At 46.8% G+C, this 23,089-nt stretch carries 15 protein-coding genes; 9 read left to right on the top strand and 6 right to left on the bottom strand.

Annotated elements, in window-relative coordinates; translation table 11 throughout:
* Positions 1–129 precede the first annotated feature (129 nt).
* The 4 genes from QUA00_RS10940 (at position 130) to QUA00_RS10925 (ending at position 9,163) form a co-directional block, all read left to right on the top strand.
* The gene (locus QUA00_RS10940; protein ID WP_333138803.1) at positions 130–1,236 is read left to right on the top strand and encodes a 30S ribosomal protein S1; all 1,107 of its coding nucleotides are present in this window, start codon (positions 130–132) and stop codon (positions 1,234–1,236) included.
* A gap of 549 nt (positions 1,237–1,785) precedes the next feature.
* Positions 1,786–3,195 carry an adenylate/guanylate cyclase domain-containing protein gene (locus tag QUA00_RS10935; RefSeq protein ID WP_333409610.1) on the top strand — a complete coding sequence of 470 codons (1,410 nt, stop codon included), beginning with the start codon at positions 1,786–1,788 and terminating at the stop codon, positions 3,193–3,195.
* Between the two features lie 493 nt (positions 3,196–3,688).
* The gene (locus QUA00_RS10930) at positions 3,689–7,903 is read left to right on the top strand and encodes a chemotaxis protein CheB (RefSeq protein WP_333409609.1); all 4,215 of its coding nucleotides are present in this window, start codon (positions 3,689–3,691) and stop codon (positions 7,901–7,903) included.
* A gap of 519 nt (positions 7,904–8,422) precedes the next feature.
* Entirely contained in the window at positions 8,423–9,163 is a 741-nt protein-coding gene (locus tag QUA00_RS10925) for an HAD family hydrolase (protein WP_333409608.1), read from the top strand.
* Between the two features lie 280 nt (positions 9,164–9,443).
* On the opposite strand, the gene QUA00_RS10920 is transcribed toward QUA00_RS10925, so the two are convergent.
* Complete coding sequence (locus tag QUA00_RS10920; protein WP_333409607.1) at positions 9,444–9,935, bottom strand: N-acetyltransferase family protein; 492 nt, start codon at positions 9,933–9,935, stop codon at positions 9,444–9,446.
* 146 nt (positions 9,936–10,081) lie between these two features.
* Positions 10,082–11,155, bottom strand: a complete 1,074-nt coding sequence (gene tsaD, locus QUA00_RS10915; protein WP_333409606.1) for a tRNA (adenosine(37)-N6)-threonylcarbamoyltransferase complex transferase subunit TsaD — start codon at positions 11,153–11,155, stop codon at positions 10,082–10,084.
* 330 nt (positions 11,156–11,485) lie between these two features.
* Between tsaD and QUA00_RS10910 the strand changes: the two genes are divergently transcribed.
* The 4 genes from QUA00_RS10910 to ilvN all read left to right on the top strand — a co-directional run bounded on the left by QUA00_RS10910 (position 11,486) and on the right by ilvN (position 14,149).
* Positions 11,486–11,974: a Photosystem I reaction center subunit III gene (locus tag QUA00_RS10910; RefSeq protein ID WP_333138816.1), complete on the top strand. Its 489-nt coding sequence runs from the start codon at positions 11,486–11,488 to the stop codon at positions 11,972–11,974.
* Positions 11,975–12,092: 118 nt separating this feature from the next.
* Positions 12,093–12,221 (top strand): photosystem I reaction center subunit IX, encoded by a 129-nt coding sequence (gene psaJ / locus QUA00_RS10905; protein WP_106151078.1) that lies wholly within the window; start codon positions 12,093–12,095, stop codon positions 12,219–12,221.
* Between the two features lie 245 nt (positions 12,222–12,466).
* Positions 12,467–13,279, top strand: coding sequence for a carbon-nitrogen hydrolase family protein (locus QUA00_RS10900; protein WP_333409605.1), 813 nt, complete (start codon positions 12,467–12,469; stop codon positions 13,277–13,279).
* A 351-nt stretch (positions 13,280–13,630) separates the two neighbouring features.
* Positions 13,631–14,149: an acetolactate synthase small subunit gene (gene ilvN / locus QUA00_RS10895; RefSeq protein WP_333138820.1), complete on the top strand. Its 519-nt coding sequence runs from the start codon at positions 13,631–13,633 to the stop codon at positions 14,147–14,149.
* 316 nt (positions 14,150–14,465) lie between these two features.
* Here ilvN and QUA00_RS10890 read toward each other — a convergent pair whose 3' ends face one another.
* Together QUA00_RS10890 and QUA00_RS10885 are read right to left on the bottom strand one after the other, a co-directional pair.
* On the bottom strand, positions 14,466–18,011 hold the full coding sequence (locus QUA00_RS10890) for an EAL domain-containing protein (RefSeq protein WP_333409604.1): 3,546 nt from the start codon (positions 18,009–18,011) through the stop codon (positions 14,466–14,468).
* A 155-nt stretch (positions 18,012–18,166) separates the two neighbouring features.
* On the bottom strand, positions 18,167–19,420 hold the full coding sequence (locus QUA00_RS10885) for a transposase (RefSeq protein ID WP_333409603.1): 1,254 nt from the start codon (positions 19,418–19,420) through the stop codon (positions 18,167–18,169).
* Between the two features lie 91 nt (positions 19,421–19,511).
* Between QUA00_RS10885 and QUA00_RS10880 the strand changes: the two genes are divergently transcribed.
* Positions 19,512–20,516 carry a zinc-dependent alcohol dehydrogenase family protein gene (locus QUA00_RS10880; RefSeq protein ID WP_333409621.1) on the top strand — a complete coding sequence of 335 codons (1,005 nt, stop codon included), beginning with the start codon at positions 19,512–19,514 and terminating at the stop codon, positions 20,514–20,516.
* A 250-nt stretch (positions 20,517–20,766) separates the two neighbouring features.
* Here the strand turns inward: QUA00_RS10880 and QUA00_RS10875 are convergent, their stop codons facing one another.
* Together QUA00_RS10875 and QUA00_RS10870 are read right to left on the bottom strand one after the other, a co-directional pair.
* Entirely contained in the window at positions 20,767–20,913 is a 147-nt protein-coding gene (locus QUA00_RS10875; protein WP_333409602.1) for a hypothetical protein, read from the bottom strand.
* Positions 20,914–21,111: 198 nt separating this feature from the next.
* Positions 21,112–22,785 (bottom strand): asparagine synthase-related protein, encoded by a 1,674-nt coding sequence (locus QUA00_RS10870; protein WP_333409601.1) that lies wholly within the window; start codon positions 22,783–22,785, stop codon positions 21,112–21,114.
* Between the last annotated feature and the right edge of the window lie 304 nt (positions 22,786–23,089).

Genomic DNA, 23,089 nt, shown 5'->3' with positions numbered 1-23,089 from the left:
CAAAAGTTAGCAAAAACTGACTTTAGTAAAAGATTTTGAAAAAAGTTAATCGCTTTTTCACCAAAATCTCTAATATCTGCCGGCACAAACGAAAAACATGAAGGAGAGAAATCCTAGGAAACTATTCGCATGGTCAATCTCAAAACCACAGTCAAAGACATCGGCTTTACTCACGAAGATTTTGCAGCCCTACTTGATAAATATGACTATCACTTTAGCCCGGGCGATGTAGTAGCGGGTACAGTTTTTAGTATAGAACCGAGGGGCGCTCTGATTGATATCGGTGCTAAAACAGCAGCGTACATTCCCATTCAGGAAATGTCGATCAATCGAGTCGAAAGCCCTGAAGAGGTATTGCAATCTAACGAAACCAGAGAATTTTTCATTCTAACCGATGAAAATGAAGACGGACAATTAACCCTGTCCATCCGGCGCATCGAGTATATGCGGGCGTGGGAAAGAGTGCGACAACTGCAAGCAGAAGATGCCACAGTACGATCGCAAGTATTTGCCACCAACCGCGGCGGCGCACTCGTGAGAATAGAAGGCTTGCGAGGCTTTATTCCCGGTTCTCATATAAGTACCCGCAAACCGAAGGAAGAATTAGTCGCCGAAGAATTACCATTAAAATTCTTAGAGGTAGACGAAGACCGCAACCGCCTAGTGTTGAGTCATCGTCGCGCCTTAGTTGAGCGCAAGATGAACCGCCTCGAAGTCGGGGAAGTCGTCATCGGTACAGTACGCGGTATCAAGCCTTACGGTGCCTTTATCGACATCGGCGGCGTCAGCGGCTTGCTGCACATCTCGGAAATTTCGCACGATCACATCGATACGCCTCATAGCGTCTTCAATGTCAACGACGAAGTGAAAGTGATGATCATTGACTTGGATGCCGAGAGGGGCCGGATTTCTCTCTCCACCAAGCAGTTGGAACCGGAACCGGGCGCGATGGTCAAAAATCGCGAATTGGTATACGAAAAAGCTGAGGAAATGGCAGCTAAGTTCCGCGAGAAAATGCTCGCTCAAAAGCAAGCTAAAGCAGGCATAGACATTCCTGTAGACTCAACTGATGCTGATGATGACCTCTCCGACGAAATACTCGAAGATGTACCCTCAGCAATGGAAGAGGATCTGCCGGAAGTAGCACCCGAAGCAGCACCAGAAGCAGCACCAGAAGCAGCACCCGAAGCAGTATTAGATGTAGAGGAAGAAATCCCTCCTGCGACGGAAGAATAACAGCGCAGTTAGTGTGATTAAAAGAGGGAAAACTCCCTCTTTTTTTTTAGTTAGTCATTAATTATTAGTCATTAGTCGCTGCTGGGTGGTTGACAGTTCAATACGGTTCAGTGAAGCTCGATCACCCTGGCGCAACCGGGCGGGCACGGGGGCACCGCCCCTACAAGGGGGGGACAAGAACTTACTCTTGCGTCCCCCAACAATCAGGGGGATTTAGGGGGATATCGCCCGGAATAAATAGTTTTAACCCAAGCGTATTGGTTTAGAATTCTCAATTGCCAATTCCCCATTTTTAATTACCGAGATTTAATATCTTTCTGTAGGCCGATGCACCGATCGCACTTTGAATTAAAAAAAGTGGCAGCGCGATCAATCTGCCTAAATAGGCATGGCCTTCATCGTGCTAATTTGTTAAGATTTATAAAGGTTAGAGACATCGGCACAGGTGCAAGCTCATCAGAATTCTCACGGCAGAACCAACAAGAAGAGCAAATTCTACAACAAAATTCTTATAAATTTCTTGCCCTGACGGTCAAAGGCAAGTGGATTATGAACATCGAACTATTAAAAGAAAAATTAGAACAGCTAAAAAAACGTCCCAATTGTAGCAAAGGAACGATCGACCAAATTGAAAACTGGTTAACCGGTTCCCACATTTTGCAGAGATTGAGAATTAATCCTTACTACGTAGCAGGCGATACAGTCAAGAATGTTAAAAAAATTACTTCCGAATTTCTGCACGGAGTGAAAGCCGGTGCCTTCGACTTGCACTGGGATATTCACTGCCCCCACTGCAACATGATTACAGAAGAATTTAAGGAGTTGGCAGACACATCAGAAATGTCTTTTTGCCCGATGTGCGAGCGCGAGTTTAAAATTGATTTGCTCGATCGTGTCGAAGTTACTTTTTCCCTAAACAAAGAAATCGAAGACCCGCAACTGCGGCCCGTCTGCGCTCCCCCTCCCGTACTCAAGAGCAAACTGCAACTGGTAACGCCTTTATACTGCACCGAATCAGAGACTGTTAGCTTAGAAGAAGGTAGATACCGCTACTGCTGCCCCCTGACTTTAGCTAAAGGGATTTTAAAGGTTGAAGGCGAAGAAACAGAAGCCATACAAGAAATTAAACTCCAGCAGTTGGCCGGCCCAGATTTTGACAAAAAAGAGCTGGCCGTGCGTCCGGGACAAGTTAAGCTCGAATTAACTAATACCGAACACAATTTGTCGGGGCTGATTTTGCATTCAGATGAATTGCCCGATGAATTGACAGTCGAACAACTGCCACTGCGGCTGTCAGGAATGCAACTGCTTCATCACCCGGATTATAAGCGTTTGTTCGGCAATCAAGTAATCTCGGAAAGAGAGCGAGTCAAGATTCGGGCGATTACTATTATGTTTACTGATATTACCGGTTCTACCAGAATGTACGAAACACTGGGAGATACTAAAGCTTACAATATTGTTCGCGATCATTTTGAAATTTTCTTTGAGTCGATCGAGAAATTTGGCGGTAAAGTTATTAAAACCATCGGCGATGCGGTCATGGCTTCCTTTATCAGCAACGAACAAGCAATTATGGCTGTCGCTGATGCTGTAGGTTGTTTGAGAGAGTATAACTCAACTCGCCAACAACAAGAGTGGATTCAAGTCAGAATTGGCATTCACCGAGGTACGGCTTTGCTGGTAAATCTTAATAATTCGATCGACTATTTTGGCTCTACAGTCAACAAAGCCGCCCGCATTCAAAATCTTTCTAAAAGTGACGAAGTTTCCTTTTCCGAAGATGTTTACAGCGACGAAGCATTTTTAACAGCATTAAAAGCTGCTGGAGTTTCCGAAATTCAAAAACGAGTAGAAGATTTAAAAGGAATACAAGGCGCACAAGTCGCTTATACTGCTAGAATTAATACAGAATCAGTAATCCCGCTGTCTCCTACACTTGTCGCTGAAAAAAGCTAGGTACAAACGCTGATATACTACTTGGTTATTGCCAGCCTATTGTTGCGATCGCCCCAACAGATAACGGGTAGGGACACTCCAACAGATAACGGGTAGGGACACTCCAAGAGCCTTTCGTCGTGTCAACAACCAGGTAGAACCAATAGTCCGACAGTCCGACAGTCCGGCAAGGGTTGAAACCCCTGCCTCAAAGCTAAAGTCCTCTTAAGAGGACTGAAGAACTCATTAGTCCTCTTAAGAGGACTTTAGCTATTAGACAGGGAATTCATTCCCTGGCGGACTGGAGGGTGGGCGTGAGGATTTGCTGGACTGACAGCTTAAGTTGACACGACGAAAGGCTGTTGGAGTTTCCCTACTTAAAAGCCACATCTCATCCTTAAGCTACCAGCCTTCTGGTGATAACCTAAGCTCTGATAAAAATAGTCTAAATTAACCAGCCACACGCTTACCAATATGTTGGCTCCTAAATAACTGAAGTCAAGGACTTCACATCATGACTTCTCCTCAATTACCTCCAGAAAATACACCCGAAGCCATCGCACCAGCCGCCCTCGACAGCGAACAATTAACCGAAACCGATGCCCCCTTTCCCATTGTTGGAATTGCCGCCTCAGCAGGAGGGTTGGAAGCATTCACGCAGTTACTCAGCCATTTACCGGCCGATACGGGTATGGCGTTTGTGCTGATTCAGCATTTAGATCCCAATCACAAAAGTCTGCTTAGCGAGATTCTCGCGAGAACCACCCAAATGCCTGTGAATGAGGTAAAAGACGGCGTAGCTGTAGAACCCAATCAAGTCTACGTTATTCCGCCTAACACCAAGATGGTGCTATCTAAAGGCGTCCTGCAACTATCACCGCGCGAGAAGGTTTATGGCAAATATATGCCGGGAGATGCGTTTTTTACCTCATTGGCGATCGATCGCGGGCACAAAGCGATCGCCGTAGTATTATCCGGGGGAGACGGAGACGGTTCACTCGGGCTCAAGGCAATCAAAGCAGCCGGAGGCATGACTTTTGCTCAATGTCAAGACACAGCAAAATTCGATAGTATGCCGAATACCGCTGTTGCGACAGGCAATGTCGATTTCGTTCTGCCACCGGAAAAAATTGCCGAGGAACTGGCAAACTATAGTCACAATCCCCTTCTCACTGGCCCGCTTGCCATGACAAAAGTTGAGGAATCGCCCGAACAGGGAGATGCCCTGGCTACTATTTTTGCGCTGCTGAAATCCACCACAGGCGTTGATTTTAGCCAGTACAAACCCAGGACGATCGCTCGACGCATCCAGCGACGGATGGTGTTGTACAAGCTGGAAATCTTGGATGATTACGCCCAACATCTTCGATACAATTCGGCTGAAGTCACAGCCCTGTATGAAGAAATCCTGATCCACGTTACCAGTTTTTTCCGCGATCCCGAAGCCTTTGAAAAGTTAAAAGAACTGGTTTTCCCCACGATTACCAAAAATAAATCGGCCGAAACTCCGATTCGGATTTGGGTGGCGGGATGTTCGACAGGTGAAGAAGTTTATTCGATCGCCATTTGCTTGTTAGAGTTTTTGGGCGATCGAGCCATTCAGCCACCGATCCAGATTTTTGCCACGGACATTGGCGAACACGCTATCAACAAAGCGAGGTGTGGCGTCTACTCAGAAAACCAGATGGTAGATGTTTCACCAGAACGACGTACTCGCTTCTTTATTGCCGAAGCAAGAGGTAGCTATAGAATCAGCAAGGCAGTCCGCGAACTTTGTGTATTTGCCCGACAAGACTTAGGCAGTGACCCGCCTTTTTCCAATATCGATTTAGTTAGCTGTCGCAATGTGCTGATCTACTTGGGAGAGTCATTGCAAAAAAAAGTGATGCCGATTTTCCATTACAGTCTTAAGCCAACGGGCTTTCTCCTGTTAGGCACTTCTGAGAGTACCGGAGAATTTTCCTACTTGTTTACTTCAGTGGATAAAAAGTCTAAAATTTATGCCAAAAAGTTGACTGCGACTCGTCCCCATTTTTCGTTTACGCCGAGTTCCTATCCCGTCGCTAAAGCACGTGAACGGGAGGAAGTGAAAAACAATTTTACGAATAGCTTGGATTTACAACAAGAAACTGACCAACTGATTTTAAATCGATATGCCCCAGCCAGTGTGGTTGTCAACGAGCAGATGAAAATCCTGCAAGTGCGGGGAGACATCGATCCTTACTTGAGAGTGGTAGCCGGAACGCCCGACTTAAACTTGCTGGCAATGGCAAGGGCAGGCTTGCTGGTTGAGCTTCGCACCGCGATTTATCAGGCACAAACGCAGAACGTAACCATTAGGAAAGAAAGGGTATTGCTTGAATCGGGCGGACGATCGAGTATCGTCAATTTTGAGGTGATTCCCTTCGGGCCACCGGCGGTCGAAGGACGCTACTTTTTGGTGGTATTTGAAGAGGCTGCACCCCCCGTGCTTAACTTCAGCACTCTCCCTTCTGAAAGCTTCGAGCAAGCTGATTTAGTGCGCGAAATTGAGCTGCTGAGCCAGCAAGTTGCAGCGGCTAACCAAGAAAAAACTGCGGCTCAATCTCAACTGCAAGCGGTGATCCAGGATCAGGAAAGTCTCAACCAAGACCTCAAAATTGCCAACGAAGAAATCCTATCCAGCAACGAGGAGTTGCAAAGCACGAATGAGGAGTTAGAGACTGCCAAAGAAGAGATTCAAGCCACTAACGAGGAACTCACTACCACTAACGATGAACTTCGCAGCCGAAATATTGAACAAAGCCTGGTCAATAACGATCTGATAAATTTGCTTTCCAGTATCAATATCCCTATCTTAATGCTGACAAACGATTTACAGATTCGACGCTTTACGCCAACGGCACAGCAAATTTTTAGTGTGATTCCCACAGATGTTGGACGGCCTTTTAGCGACATCCGCTCAACTCTGAACGTTCCTGACTTGGAACAGATGATTTTGGAGGTGATTGATACTCTCCAGACGAAAGAACAAGAAGTTCAAACTTTATCGGGATATTGGTACAACCTCCGCATTCGTCCTTACCGGACAACGGAAAACCAGATTGACGGTGTGGTGATGGTTTTGCTCGATATCGATGCTCTTAAACGCAGTGCCAGAACCTTGGAGGAGGCCCGAAATTATGCTGAAACCATTGTGGAAACTGTGCAAACGCCTTTAGTCGTCCTAGATGCTGATTTCCGAGTGAATAAAGCAAATCGCTCGTTCTATGAAACGTTTCAGGTTTCATCCCCAGAAACAGCGCAATCTTCGCTGTTTGAATTGGGAAATGGGCAGTGGAATATCCCGCAATTGCGATGGATTCTGGAAGATATTCTGGTTAGTGATGTTCAGCTTGAAAACTTTGAGTTGGATCACCTGTTTGAGCAGATCGGGCAGAAAACCATGCTGCTGAATGCTTGTAAACTTGAACGAGAAGATCAAGCTTTAATGATTCTGTTGTCGATCGAGGATATCACGCAGCGCAAGCAGTTTGAGACTGTACGATCGCAGTTATTACTGCATGAACAGTTGGCCCGCCAACAGGCAGAAACAGCCAACCGTAGTAAAGATGAATTTCTGGCGAATCTCTCCCATGAATTACGCAATCCTTTGACTCCGATCCTGGGCTGGGCACAAATTCTGCGTTCGGGGGAACTGAAGGAACCAGCCGTTACTAAGGCTTTAGAGGTGATCGAGCGCAGCGCGAGGGCGCAATCTCAGTTAATCGAAGATATCCTGGATATTTCCCGGATTACCAGCGGCAAGCTTCAACTGTGCATTTGTCCGATCGATCTGCGGTTAGTGGTGCAAGCAGCGCTGGAGGGGGTTCAATTATCAGCCGAGGCAAAAAACATTCAAATTGTTTCGGAGTTGATTTCTACGAGTGTTTTAGGAGATATTAATCGCTTGCAGCAAGTTGTGTGGAATCTTCTGTCTAATGCGATTAAGTTTACTCCGGCGGGGGGACGAGTGGAAATCATGCTATCGACGATCGAGGATCATGCTCAACTTCGAGTCAGCGATACGGGAAAAGGCATTGGGGCACAATTTTTGCCGTATATTTTCGATCGTTTCCATCAAGGCGATTCCAGCAGCGTTAAGGCGAATCAAGGGCTGGGATTGGGTTTATCGATAGTGCGTCACTTGGTTGAATTGCACGGGGGAACGGTGCAAGCCGAAAGTCCGGGTGAGGAACAAGGAACTACAATGACTGTGAGATTGCCGTTGCGATCGCTGCCTGCTGAGTTGACAGCGGCGATCGATTTAAAGTCAACTGCTTTGGTAGGGCCTTTAAACGCCTCTAGCGATCGCGTCCCCTCTCTAGAAGGCTTGCACATCTTAGCCGTAGACGATCAGATCGATACCCGCGACTTCTTACAATTTGTGCTTGAAGGCTACGGGGCGGAGGTTTTGGCAGTTGGATCTGCCAGAAGTGCGATCGCTGCTTTGACTGAAAATCCGGGCCGATATGACGTGCTCATCTCCGATATCGGAATGCCAGAGGAAGATGGGTATTTCTTAATTCGAGAAGTGCGAGCTCTTGCTGCGGAAGCCGGAGGAGAAATCCCCGCCGCGGCGCTGACTGCCTATGCAGGCGATAAAGAACGCGAAAGGGCGATCGAAGCTGGTTTTCAAAGGCATATGGTTAAGCCGATCGAGCCGGTTGTACTAGGATTAATGGTGGCTAATTTAGTAGGACGATTTTAAATATTTTGTATGATATCATGTCCGGTCGATCGATCGTAATATCCGGCCGGGGCGGGTTTATTGAATTTGGGATTTGTGTTGAAGATCAGGGTGAACCCGCCCCTACAGAAATCATGTCAATTGATCGTGATTCTTTGAGGGGCGGGCGATGCCCTGAGTGTAGTCGAAGGGTTCACCAACAATACCTGCCAATAATTGACAATCTCAAAAACCCGCCTCGGCCACTGATATGATCTCCGGTCATCAAGCGCGATTTTCGTAGGGGCGGGTTCACCAACAATACCTGCCAATAATTGACAATCTCAAAAACCCGCCCCGGCCGCCATATTATGGTTCAATACTCTTCTGTAGGTGGGCTCCAAGCGTAGCGCACCCTCCGTTTCACGGGCCCAACCTACGCACGATCGGTTTTTTTCACACTAACCCAAGCGTATTGTATTATGGTTAATCGATCGCACATGATATTGTAGGGACACAACATTGTTGTGTCCTGATATAAATATTACGGAGTTCAGATTCTTGGTAACTATTAAATGTCGGGGCATTACCTTCTCTAATATCCAAGCCGTAATCTTTGACAAAGACGGCACTCTAGAGGATTCTCAGGAGTTTTTGAGATTGTTGGGGATGAAGCGATCGCGCCTCGCAGACGCTCAAATTCCGGGCGTTGGAGAGCCTTTACAAATGGCTTTCGGCATCGAACCTGGCAGCATCGACCCCACAGGCTTGCTAGCAGTCGGTAGTCGTAGGGAAAATGAGATTGTTGCAGCGGGATACATCGCCGAAACCGGCAGAGGATGGCTGGAATCTTTAACGATTGCGCGGCGCGCTTTTGACGAAGCTGACGAAATGTTTAAAAATAGTGCTGTTTCTCCTTTATTTGTCGGCAGTTTGGAAGTGCTGAAATATCTTTCGGAAGCGGGTTTAAAGCTGGGAATTCTTTCGGCTGCTACGACTGAGGTTGTGCAGAAGTTTGTGAAACACCACGCATTAGCTGACTACATTCAGTTAGAAATGGGAGTTGATTCAACGGTTCATAAACCAGATCCGAAATTGTTTTTGCAAGCTTGTGAGAAACTCGGAGTAAATCCCGCAGCAACTTTGATGGTGGGAGATTCAGCGGGCGATATTCAGATGGGTAAAAATGCGGGCGCGGCTGGCTGTATCGGGATTTGTTGGGGAAAGGCCCAGGTTAGTCATTTGGAAAATGCTGATGTGGCGATCGCATCTTTGGATGAAATTACAATTTTAACAGATTGAGGTAGGGAAACGGCATTGCCGTTTCCTCCAAATTAGGACACGGCATTGCCCATTGGTGACAACTTAACGTACAACCGATAGTCCGGCAGGGAATGAATTCCCTGCCTCAAAGCGAAAGTCCTCTTAAGAGGACTCAGAAGAAAAATTTAAGATTCATTAGTCCTCTTAAGAGGACTTTCGCTATTAGACAGGGAATTCATTCCCTGGCGGACTGACGGGCGGACGGAAGGATTGGGCGGACTGACAGTTTAAGTTGACACCAATGGCCATTGCCGTTTCCCTACAGACAACGCAAACCGAGAATTACGACATCTCTTTCAAAGCCGTCAAGTTCGGCAACTTGTGGCAAATATCCCCACCGCTGAAAGCCAAATTTCTCAAACAATCTTACACTCGGCTGATTGTGAGCAAAAATTATTCCTATGAGAGTTTTTAGCTTCAATTCTGGACTCCGCACAATTGCCGATTGCAATAAATTTTGTCCGATTCCGCAGCGTTGGCGATCGGGTGCGACGTAAATGCTAACTTCTGCTGTATGCTGATAGGCGGCGCGTCCGTAGAAAATCTGCAAACTCAGCCAGCCAACAATATTTTGTTCTGATTCCATTACCCAAATCGGCCAGGAATTGGAGGAGTGTTCTCTGTACCACGGGAGGCGGCTTTCGACTGAGACTGGTTTTAAATCTGCTGTGGCCATTCTGCCCGGTATTGCTGCGTTATATATTTGGACAATTGCTGGCAAATCGCTTTCTTCTGCGTCGCGGATTTTCATCGTTGGGTTGACTGTTGACTGTTGACTGTTAACTGTTAACTGTTGACTGTTGACTGTTGTTATTAGTTATTGGTTATTTGTGAGTTAGTACCAATGCCCAATGCCCAATGCCCAATGCCCAATGCCCAATGCCCAATGCCCAATGCCTAATGACTCTTGTACAGTTCCATAATATCGCTGACAGCCATTCTTGAATTTGCTCCCAAAGTTAGCGGTGATGTGTGTCCTCGCTGCAAGTGTTCTGCGGCTGCACAGCCAATCATTGCTGCGTTGTCTGTACAATATTTTAATGGCGGAAACAATACCCGCAAGTTGTGTTTTGCTGCTGCTGCTTGTAAGTGTTTTCGGAGTCCGCTGTTTGCTGCAACTCCCCCGCCGACTACAATAGTGGTAAGCCCGAAATTTACGGCACAGTCGATCGCTCTTTTTGTTAAACCCTTGGCTACTGTTTCCTGAAAGCTGGCCGCAATATCATTAATTGTAGAGGCAGGCAAGATGCCTTCCGCACCCACATTGTTATTTTGTTTCTTGAGTTTCTGCACTAATTGCAAAACTGCGGTTTTCAACCCGCTAAAACTACTGTCGTAAGGATGGTAGCCACCACCAGGCAAGGAAATTCTGCCTTCTGGTAGAGGGTATGCTTGGGCATTGCCAAGGGCGGCCAATTTGTCAATCAGCGGCCCGCCGGGATATCCTAGCTGCAACAGTCTCGCGACTTTATCAAAAGCTTCGCCGGCGGCGTCGTCGCGTGTTTGCCCTACAGTTTCATAAACGCCGCAATCTTTGACGTAAATAAAGCTAGTGTGTCCCCCGGAAACTAACAAACACAAAAACGGTGGCTGCAAGTCGGGTTCGGTAAGGTAAGAAGCGTAGATGTGTCCTTCGAGGTGGTGGACGCCTAAAAAAGGTTTTTGATGGACTATTGCCAAGCTTTTCGCCGCTGTCAGCCCGACTAACAATGCACCTACTAAACCGGGGGCACAAGTCGCTGCAATGCCGTCAATTTCTGACCAACTCAGGTTTGCTTCACCGAGACACTGGGCAATTACCTGATTGAGCATTTCTAGGTGACTCCGCGAAGCCACTTCCGGCACTACCCCGCCATACTGCTCGTGGATTTTAATTTGTGATGCTACAACATTGCTGCAAACTTGACGATTCTTAACAATTGCTGCTGCTGTTTCGTCACAACTTGTTTCGATTGCGAAAATGGTTGCCATTAACTGCTAATTTTATTTGATAGGTTAGTTATTGCTAGCTTAACTAATTCGGCGCAAGTCCCCCGCTCTACCTGTATTCAGGTTATTGTTAAGGGATTTTTGCCCGATCGACAGGTAAGGCCATCATCGGATGCAATGAAGGAATATCCTCGCGGTATTGCTAGCTCAGCATTGACCTATGAAAACGGGAATCCCTCATTCTATTGGGCTTTGCCGCATTAATGGTGGATACTTTACACTGTCAACAAACACGGTAATCTGGATTCCAGATCGGCAAGTTGAAATGCTTGTACAAAAACTTATTGTTTTGTAACAAAAGGAAACAATTCCATGCGACGATTGTTTGCTGCAATTTTAGTGTTGAGTGTCTGGATCAGTTTTGCTCCAGTTGCTTCGGCTTACAATTTAGTGCCGTGCAAAGACTCTCCCGAATTCAAGGAACTGGCTAAAAATGCACGTTCTACCAATGGCGACCCCGCATCTGCGAAAGCAAGATTCGATCGCTATTCTCAAGCTATGTGCGGCCCGGAAGGATACCCGCACTTAATCGTAGACGGCAACTTGAGCAAAGCAGGGGACTTTTTGATTCCTAGCATACTGTTCTTGTATATGGCTGGTTGGATTGGTTGGGTAGGCCGTTCTTATCTGCAAGTTACCAAAAAATCAGCAACCCCAGAGGAAAAAGAGATTATTATCGACGTTCCTTTGGCAATCAAATGTATGCTGAGCGGCGTTTTATGGCCTCTGGCAGCTCTCACATCAATCACCAGCGGTGAAATGTTTGCCAAGGACGACGAAATTACTGTTTCCCCCCGCTAAAATTGGGAAATGGAGAAGAGCTAATAGCTAACAGTTAAGTAATTAACTAGAAATTAGCAATTAGCGCGCTTATCGATCGGCAATTACCAACTGTCTCGAATTTTCAGGAGCAGAATTCATGCAATACTTTGTCAAGTTTCTTTCGACCGCCCCAGTATTGGCTATCCTTTGGCTATCTATTCAAGGCGCGGCTTTAATTGAATTTAACCGCTTTTTCCCCGACCTGCTTTTCCATCCGATGCCTTAAGATTTGAGGGAAATTAGGTTGCAAAACCTAGGAGAAAAAAGTTGAGAGTTTTGAGTTTTGAGTGATGAGTTACAGGTTAATTTAAAGCTCAAATATCAAAACTCTCAAACCAGATTAGTTGGTGCAAAGCCAGCCCCTAAATGGGTTAAAGCCAAGGATATAAACTATTTAGTTATCAAATTAGTTCCCAATGACTAATGACTAATGACTAATGACTAATGACTAATGACTAATATTTGGAATCGATGAAGTCTTATCTCGCCGCAGCAATTCAAATGACTAGCTTGCCTGACCTGCAAAAAAATTTGGTTCAGGCAGAGGAATTAATCGACCTGGCAGTGCGTCGGGGTGCGGAGTTAGTTTCCTTACCAGAAAATTTTTCGTTTATGGGAGAGGAGGAGGAAAAGATTGCTTCAGCAGAGGCGATCGGGCTCCAAAGCGAAAAATTCCTCAAAACGATGGCCCAACGGTTCCAGGTAACGATTCTGGGCGGCGGATTTCCAGTGCCGACGGAGGGGGGGAAGGTATACAATACTTGTTTGCTGGTAGACCCAAACGGCACTGAAGTGGCAAGGTACAGAAAAGTCCATTTGTTCGATGTGAATGTGCCAGACGGCATTACTTACAGGGAATCGAACACTGTGAAAGCTGGTGAAGATTTGCCGCCTGTTTATGTGTCGCCGGATTTGGGAACCCTAGGACTTTCGGTGTGCTATGACGTGCGGTTCCCGGAGGTGTACAGGCATTTGTCGTACAAGGGGGCTGATATTTTGTTCGTGCCGGCGGCGTTTACCGCTTACACGGGCAAGGATCACTGGAAGGTTTTGTTGCAAGCTAGGGCGATCGAGAATACTTGTTATATGATTGCCCCGGCACAGACTGGACACCACTACGGCCGCCGTCAAACACACGGTCACGCGATGATTATAGACCCTTGGGGTGCCATTTTGGCGGATGCTGGAGAGGAACCGGGTGTGGCGATTGCAGAAATTAATCCCGATCGACTAGAACAAGTCCGCCGCCAGATGCCGTCGCTGCAACACCGGGTTTTTCTGTGAAGGAATTTTGAGACCCATTGGGTCTCAAAATTTCAGTCCCCGTCAGCGACAAGACCTGAAAAGTTTTTATTCGCTCAAGTAATTGTGTACGTTCGTACACAAAAAAACTTAGATCGCGTGCGTGCGATCGACCACAAGAAGCCGGTGGGGGCGGATTTATGCCGATCTATGACTGATATTGTCGATCGGGCGTGACTCTGGCCCCGACAGCTTAAATATATTGTTTTTTCCCGCAGATGAACGGCCAATAACTCGCGATAAAATGTCTAATGCAGGTTCAATGGGCGTGCACTTCTGCTAAAAGGCGAATTGGCGAAAGTAGAATTGCACGAAATGCGTCTTTTTGGATAAATGAAACACACTCTTTCGGTTTTAGTTGAAGATGAAGCGGGTGTCCTCACTCGAATTGCTGGTTTGTTTGCCCGTCGGGGTTTTAATATTGAAAGTCTGGCCGTTGGCCCGGCGGAACAAGGGGGAGTGTCTCGGATTACGATGGTTGTACCCGGAGATGACCAGATTATCGAGCAGTTGACAAAGCAACTGTACAAGTTGATTAACGTGCTTAAAGTTCAGGATATAACGGAAATTCCCTGTGTGGAACGGGAGTTGATGTTGCTGAAAGTTAATGCTGTTAGCGGAACGCGATCGGAGATAATTGAGTTAGCTCAAATTTTTAGAGCGCGAGTGGTGGATATTGGTGATGATACGCTGACATTGGAAGTTGTCGGAGATCCCGGTAAAATGGTGGCGATCGTCCAGGTTCTGAATAGATTTGGGATTAAGGAAATTGCTCGTACTGGGAAAATTGCCCTGACGCGGGAGTCGGGGGTAAATACTGAGTTTCTCAAGTCTTTGGAAGCGAAAGTTTAAGTCAGGAGTCAGGAGTCATTAGTCATTAGTCATTAGTCATTAGTCATCAGGGCTGTTTCATTCTCACCAAAAACATGAATTTTGTAGGGGTAGTGCCCCCGTGCCTACCCCCGACCTAGACGATTCGATCGGCTGATCAGACCAAGAGGGCCGGCACGGGGAGTAGGGGTAGCACGGCCCCTAGGTCGAATGAAACAGCCCTGTTAGTCATTAGTCAGAAAGAATGTTTTAACTTTTAACTTTCGACTTCTTATTGCCAATTATCAATTACCAATGACTGATGACTAATGACTAATGACTAATGACTCCTGACTCATTACCATTTGGGTTGACTTTCTATCAAAAGTGTGGCTGCAATGCTGTCTATCGGCTTTGAGAAAAAGTATCCTTGTCCGTATTCGCATTGCAGCGCTCGGAGTAAATTAAGCTGTTCGATGGTTTCGATGCCTTCAGCAATTACATCCATGCCTAAATGACTGGCTAAAATTAAAATAGTCTGTACAATCGCTTCGTTGCCTTCATCTTCAGTCATGCGACTGACAAAAGCTCGATCGATTTTTAAAGCATCAGTTGGAAAAGTGTGCAGGCGGCTCAAAGAAGAATAGCCAGTGCCGAAATCGTCAATATATAATTGAATTTCTAAATTTTTTAATTCCGCGAGGATAGCGACTGCTGATTCGGCATTCTCCATGATGACGCCTTCAGTAATTTCTACCTTTAAAGTGCGGGGGTCAAGCTGAGTTTCTTGTAAAATTTCACGAATGCGATCGATTAAATCCGGTTGTTTAAATTGTTGGTTAGAAAGGTTGACGCTGACAGTCAACGGCGGATTTGCTGGGAATTTTTGATGCCACTCGTGGATCTGATGACAAGCCGATCGCATCATCCACCAGCCCATAGGTATAATCAATCTAGTTTCTTCAGCTACTAAAATAAACTCGCCAGGAGATACGACACCCCGCTGCGGGTGATACCACCGTATCAGCGCTTCAAAACCGCTGATTCTACCAGTAACTAGAGAGACGATGGGCTGATAGTAAAGCTGAAATTCCTGGGAGTCTAAAGCGCGTCGCAGGTCGTTTTCCAGTTGCAAAAGGGCGACGGCGCGAGTGTGCATACTTAAGTCAAAAACTTCGTGGCGAGCTTTGCCCAATCCCTTAGCATGATACATGGCAGCATCTGCATCTCGGAGCAGTTCTTCAGGCCGATCGTACAATATGGACAACGGGGCATTGGGAACAGGAGAGTCAGAAGATAAGCAAGACAAAGAACTTTCCCGATCGATATTTCCGAGATTTTCGGGACTCGACAGTTTGCTGGTTTCCCTTTGATACGGAGGAAAACCAGAACAAACAATCCCAATGCTAGCACTGGTAAAAACTTGATATTCGTTAAGGTAAAAAGGCTCTGCCAGTTCCGCTTGCACTCGTTCGGCAATCTGGATCGCATCCTCGGTGCTTTTGATATTTTCCAGCAAAATAGCGAATTCGTCGCCGCCGAGACGGGCAACGGTATCTCCAGCGCGCAAACAGATTCCCAGGCGCTGCGCGATCGCGATCAGCAAGCGATCGCCCACTAAATGCCCCAAACTGTCGTTAACAACCTTAAAGCGATCGAGATCGATAAACAGCACCGCAAACAAAATCTCGGGGCGGCGTTTTGAAAGATCGATCGCGTGTCCCAAGCGATCCATAAATAAAGATCGGTTGGGCAAACCGGTTAGCATATCGTGCAAAGCATCGTGTACTAACTTATCTTCTGCTATTTTGCGGAGGGTAATATCTTCGACAGTGCCTTCGTAGTAAAGTAAATTTCCGTCAGGATCGCGAACTGCGCGGCCGTTCTCGGAAACCCAGATAGTAGTGCCGTCAGCGCGGTAAACTTGGGACTCGAACTCAGACACAAAACCCTGTTTTTCGATCGCGCGCAAAAACTCGACGCGGCGGATGGGATCGAGGTAAAGTTGGCGGTCTATGTCTTGGATATTCGCGATCAATTCCGCGGCCGACTCGTAGCCGTAAATTCTCGCCAAAGCAGGGTTAGCGCTGAGGTAGCGTCCGTCGGGCGTTGTCTGGAAAATGCCTTCGATCGCATTTTCAAAGATGCTGCGGTATTTCTCTTCCGCCTGTTGCAGCGCGAATTCTGCCTGCTTGCGATCGGTGATATCGGTCAACGTGCCGAGATAGCCTAGAACTTCCCCGCCTTGGGTAATTTCTGGCACTGCTTGCCAAAATACCCAGGTTGTGAAGTCACCGTTGCAAAAGCGGTACTCTAACTTACAGGGCAACTTGTCTGTGACAGCGCGATACCACTGGCTCAAAACACGCTCCCGGTCTTCGGGATGCAAACTTTGGGCCCAACCTTCGCCTAGTGCCTTTGGCGCAGTCAGTCCCGCCATCTCCAAAAATCGCTCATTGACGTACAAGCAATCTCCAGCAGCGTCGGCGCGGAAAATCCCGACAGGCAGTATTTTTGCCAAGGTGTAATAGCGGTATTCACTTTCTAGCAGCGCGCTGGCAGCTACTTTAGTCTCTGTGATATCAAACATTGCGCCTTGAAGGATGACAGACTTGCTTGCTTCATCGCGAACTGCGGTCGCTTGATCGCGGAACCAGACGACTCGGCCGTTGCGGGCGATCGCGCGGTATTCTGAAACCAGCGACCCCTCGCAGAAGATATCTTCTCCATCGCTGAATTTCTGTGTGGCGTTTTCCACTAACACGCGGTCACGGTCTTCTGGGTGAACGAGTTTCAGCCACAGGTCGGGATCGGCTCTCCATTCAGCTACAGAATAACCTAGAAAAGTCTCGATTTGCGGGCTGATGTAAAGTTTGGCAGCCTTGCGGTTGAGGGGAGAAATGTAGGTGACAGCGGGCATTTGTTCTACCAGGGCGCAGTATTTCGCTTCTACAGTAGACAGTGCGGCTTCTAGGCGCTGCCGCTCTAATTCGGCGGCTGCCCGTCCGGCAAAGATATTGAGAATTAATCGGAATTTGGCAAGATGTGCTTCCACCAGGGGTCGATCGTGGAAAATACAAATAATGCCTAAAGGTTCGCCGTAAGAGTTTTTCAGCAAGACTCCCAGGAAACTGCGCGCACCTGTAACTACCGGTCTGCGGTCTTCTGGAAAGGTTTCGCAGAGGTTGTCTGGACAGGAATACATTCCCTCCTCCAGCACCCGCGCTTCGGGAGTATTGGCGGTGTCCCACTCAAAGTTTGGCTGCTGCTGTCCGTCGCTCCAAAAACTGATAAGTTGCAATCTATCAGCACCAGCATCGGTGCGAGCCTTCGACTTAATCGATTTGGCAGCGACGGCTGTGCGAACTCCGAGTGCTGAGGCTAAGTGGCAAACTAAGGCATCAAAGAATTCTGCTCCCCCCGGCGAATCAGTACCTGCTAGGATTTCGCCCAGCAAATCTTCCTCTAATTGGGCGAAAGTAGTAACTTTGGGAGGATTCTCGGCATTCGGGCGATCGGGATTTTCCCCCATCGAACCCGAAATGCTCAGACTTAGGGTTTTGCTGGTTCCAGGCCCCACAATAGGCGAAGAATTGACACTTAGGCGCTGTTGCTTGGCAAAGAATACAGCGGGGCCCATACCTAAAACTTTACCCAAGAAGCTGTCAGTTGCCGGCAACCGATTTGAGTTGGGAAAAATCACAAAGTTTTTCCGAATTTTCAATCCGGCAGATAAATCATCTGGCTTTAATTCTGCCAACTGCCGTTGCTCTTGGGCTAGCGGTAGACTAGAAGGCCTTCGCTGCCACTTGAGATAAATCGCGGACACCACGGCTAAAGTCGCCGATAATCCCAGAAGATATGCAAGAATCTCAAAGTAAAAAAATAAATCTAGATCGAACATCGATTAGCACCGCTCGACAATTATTGTAGTTATCTGAAGCCAATCTATTTAAAAATAACTAAGTATCGTCACGGATGGGTAACGAATACAAGCTCAGCTCGCCGTGAATGCGACAAGAGAGTTAACAGTTCACAAAAAACGGGCAATACTTGACCTTACCGAACTTTTTGTGGTTCTTTTTGTACAGGAGCAACCCGTACAGGTGAAACTGCAAACACATCTCTAGGGTTGTGGCACTCCTCTAAGGGTGAGTTGACCTTTACTTTTATAATCATATTTAACGCTGCATTCACATCAGCATTAATCCGACTTTCATTCAAAGACCGAAACCACCCACGTTTACCTCTCTTACCCTGGTAAGACTCTTGCTTACCGAGCCGCTCTAAATCCAAAAATCTGCACTTATTTGTATAAGATGCTTGTGTAACTATTACCTTGATACCGACTAACTCAGCTTTGTAAGTAATAAATTTTAGGATAGGGATATGAGTAATTACTACAAAAATCTGATCCTTTTTTTTGTCTAATTTGATATTTTGTTTACCCCTCACATTCGTGCCAATAATTAACTGAATTATTTTCTCATCCACCAACCGCTTGACAATCAAACTGCTGGTTTGATGAAGGTAGTTTTCTAATCGCTTGTTTCGATTAAAGGTGATTGGCTGGATTTGGCGCGTGGTATATTTTGCCGGGTCAAGTTTTGACAGTAAAAATGCTCGGCGCTGATTGAAACTTTGATGGATTGATTTGAGATGTTTTTTATCATAGATAGTTGGAATAAATGTTGGCTTATTAGATGCCAAAGCAACGAGGTGATCGATTTCTAAATCTCTACCTGCTATGAGGTGAGAATTTAAATCCACCAACGTTACAAGCTTTTGATGGACAGCCTCAACAAAGTAGAGCGCTGTTTCAAGCTCTCTCCTTGCCTTGAGTATCTTTTGGGATTTTGTAGAAATTATTATGTCACTTTGAGATAAATGAAGTAGTCCATTATTTTTGTCCCCTCCCCTTTTTTCTATCGATTGGTTATCCTGACTTAACAAGTTACGTCGCCAGATTTTATGTTTGTATTGGGGGATGCTGCGGAGGAATAAAAATCGAGGTGTATCTCGGTCATAAGCTATTCTTGACTTTGGGCAATCCTCCCAATTGTGAACAAGTTGTTTGAGAATTTGCTTGCTAATTTTAGCCGATAATGATTTAGAGTCGTCGGTAGGTTTTAAGATGGCAGATAACAGTCTGATAATTCTGGTATCACCAACTTTAGAGCCAGAAGTAAAAAAGTGTTTCCTCATATAATATTTACCATGAGCCGATAGATTTCGGGACAGAAACGATAAGTCATCAAACTGTTTATAAAACTGATGCTGCCGATCTATGTAATGCCTTTCAACAACCCTCATAATTTTGGGGATAAACGAAAACTTTTTTGTTGCTTTGCTAAGCAATATACAATAAAGTCTAGGGATTATCTGATCTAGTGTAACACCCATGATGAAAGCGATCGTTTTTGAAACCCCCGGAAGCCCGTCCGTATTGAAAGTGCAAGATATCCCCGCCCCTACTATACAAACAGAAACAGATGTTTTGGTGCGGTTGCGAGCGGCGGGTATCAATCCGATAGATACTAAGTTGCGATCGCGCGGCACTTTTTACCCCGAGAAAACTCCTCACGTTTTGGGGTGCGACGGTGCCGGAGTCGTAGAGGCTGTCGGTGCTGGTGTGCAAAGTTTCCAAGTGGGAGACGAGGTTTTTTTCTGCAATGGCGGTTTGGGCGGGTCGATCGGTACTTATGCCGAGTTTGCCGTTGTAGACGAACGTTTTCTCGCCCTCAAGCCTGCTGCTTTAAGTTTTGCTGAGGCGGCGGCGGCACCGTTAGTTTTAATTACAGCTTGGGAATCGCTGTACGATCGAGGGCGCTTGCAAGCCGGTCAAAAAGTCCTGGTTCAAGCTGGTGCCGGCGGTGTCGGCCACGTCGCGGTACAGTTGGCGAAGTTGCAGGGTGCAGAGGTTTGCACGACTGTTAGTTTTGAGGAAAAAGCCAATTTTGTCAAGCACCTAGGTGCAGATTCAGTTATTTTATACAAAAATACCAATGTTGTCGATGAGGTTTTGACTTGGACTCAAGGACAAGGAGTTGATTTGGCTTTCGATACAGTCGGGGGAGAAACTTTTTACCAAACTATTCCGACTGTGAAAATTTATGGAGATTTGGTAACAATTTTGGAACCCGATCCGGCTTTGGGCAATTTGAAAACAGCGAGAATGCGGAATCTGCGAATTAGTCTGGAATTAATGTTAACACCAATGCTAGAAGGATTGGTGGAGGAACAGGAACAGCAGGCTCAGATTTTGCAGAAGTGTGCTCGTTTGTGCGATCGCAACTTGCTAAAAATTCACGTCAGCAAAACTTTCCCTCTCGAAGAAGCGCAAGCCGCTCACGAACTGTTAGAAACAGGCTCAGTAACCGGTAAAATAGTGCTGGAAATTGGGGATTAAAAATGCGGATGGTTAAAATTGCGGCTTGAAGAATTGCGCGCGATTTCAAGAGACTGTTGGCGAATTTAAAAAGGGTGAAACCAAACATCCCATAATCATCCCAGGAAAGCTATAGCAATCCTTGCAGGAGCCGTAAATTTTTTACCCCACCCCAACCCTCCCCGAACCCAAGGGGAGGGAGCAAGAAATTTACAAATGATGCGAGGATTTGATATACAGCGTATTCCAGGTTTATGAAATACACTGTCTATCAAATCCGTTGGCATCGGAATGATTCATCTGTCTCTTCCGTTTCTCTGTATCCTCTGCGCCCTCTGCGGTTTAATTCGGTTCTATAAACAAGAGCGAAAACCGCATAGGGAAAATGCCACTGTCGATCGACAAATTTGGGGGTCATTCGATTTTAGATTTTAGATTTTAGATTTTAGATTTTATACCAATTTTAAAAAAGAATGCAACAGTATTCTTTTTTAAAATTGGTATAAATAACTTCCACTCTTGAAAGTGGGATGGGCGTCCCGCCCGTCTTTTTGGGACGGGCGGGACGCCCATCCCACAATAACAATTTTAATTGTAAGTTATTTAATTCGCCATCCTAACGGCGATTCAATTGTAACCAAATTTCCAGCGTCACCAGCAGCCACAGCTTCAACCCATAGCGGGGAAAAACTTCGCCACGATAGTTTAGCCACTCGCGGATTAGTGTTCGATCGAGGTAAGGCGCGATCGCCGCATGACGATTCAGCAACAACGATCGCGCTTGCCGCTGCCAATCCCTCAAAAACCACTGCTGCATCGACATCACCATGCCACTTTTCGGACGGTTGACAATAACATCGGGCAGCAAATCCGCCACAGCAGCCTTGAGAACCGCTTTTTCCTGCGCGCCCGAAAGCTTATATTCTGGAGGGATTTGCAAACTCAGTGCCACCATCCGCGCATCAAACAAAGGCGATCGAGCTTTTAGTCCCGCCGCAGCCGTGAGATTATTCACCTTGGTCAAAATGTAATCGGCTCCTTTAAACTCAATGTTGAGCCGCATCAGCCGATTCAAAAACGTCGTTTCTGTCTGTTGCAATTCCTCAGCAAAGACGGAAGGCGCATTCTTCACCTTTTCCCAAACCTCCGGCTTCAGCAAACGTGGCAAATCCACATAGCATTTTTGAAACGAAGTCAAGAAAGCTGCGATCGGATCTGGTTTACCCTGAATCGAACCATACAAACTGTTGAGTAACATCGGCTTATTTTTCGGCCCGCCAAAGCACGGATCGCCGCCTTCGCCATTGAGTACCACGTCTGCGAATTGCTTTGCCGATCGCCCCAGCAGCAAATTTGGCACTGTCAAGCCTTCCCCCACCGGATCATCCATCGCCGCCAGCGTTTCCGGCAGCAACTCCCAAATTTGCTGCGGCGAAACTTCCAAAACGTGGTGCTCAGTGCCACAATGTGCCGCAACGATGTTGGCAAATTCAATCTCGCTGGGATATTGGGCGCCAAAGTGCATCGAAAAAGTGTGCACCGGACGATCGTGCAGCCTTGTGGCGATCGCGGCGACGCAACTTGAATCAATACCACCCGAAAGATATGCTGCGACTGGTTCTCCCGCTGGTAGCGCTTCCTGCACCAGTTGTTCCAAAAGCGATCGCACTTGTTGACTATGCCATTCCAAAGGGCGATCGGCGTTAGTAATTTGCTCCTGTGGCTGCCAGTATCTCTGCGCCTCAATATCCGGTAAGTACAGGTAGCTACCGGGCCGCAACTCTCGCACCGCTTCCCACAGCGTTTGTGCTCCGGGTACAAACGCACAGCACAAGTAGTCGCGCAAAGCAACTAAATCAAGTTCTCGATCGTGATACGGATTGAGCGATCGCAGTCGAGGCGCGATCCAGCGAGTCGTTCCTGCACGGGTGTAATAGAGGGTTTTGGCTCCAACGCGATCGCGCCCCAGACACAAGGTTTGCTCGTCTCTATCCCACACAGCAAGGGCAAATTGTCCTGACAGCAAGCTCAGTGTTTTAGTACCGTACTGTTCCCATAGCCGCCCGACGATCGCCAAATCGGTCAATCCATCTGTGTCAATCTGTTGTTTGAGCATTGGGGTGCGATCGAAGCTGCAGTCACCTACCAGCACAAATCGCCGATTGGGGCTGAAGGTGGGTTGAGTTCCGATTATGGCAAAACCGGAAGTTTCCCAAGTTGCAGGGTGCGATCGGGCTTCTGGGCCCCAAGCAATGACCCAATTCGGGTTAATCAACTTCTGATTTTCCATTGATTTATTAACCTTTTTATGGACGGGCAGGATGCCCATCCCACAATAAATTCACTCTTTGTGGAACAGGCCGAAAAGCCTGTTGCGGGCAGGATGCCCATCCCACAATAAATTCACTCTTTGTGGAACAGGCCGAAAAGCCTGTTGCTGACGCCAGTAATCGGAGAATTGGGATAAATCGCAAGTGCCGCCGTCTGTAAAACCGGGAAAAACAATTGATTTATTAAGCTTTTTATGGACGGGCAGGATGCCCATCCCACAATAAATTCACTCTTTGTGGAACAGGCCGAAAAGCCTGTTGCTG

This window comes from Microcoleus sp. T2B6, assembly GCF_036700475.1.
Classification (GTDB): Bacteria; Cyanobacteriota; Cyanobacteriia; order Cyanobacteriales; family Microcoleaceae; genus Microcoleus.
This window is presented reverse-complemented; position numbering and strand designations above follow the sequence as displayed.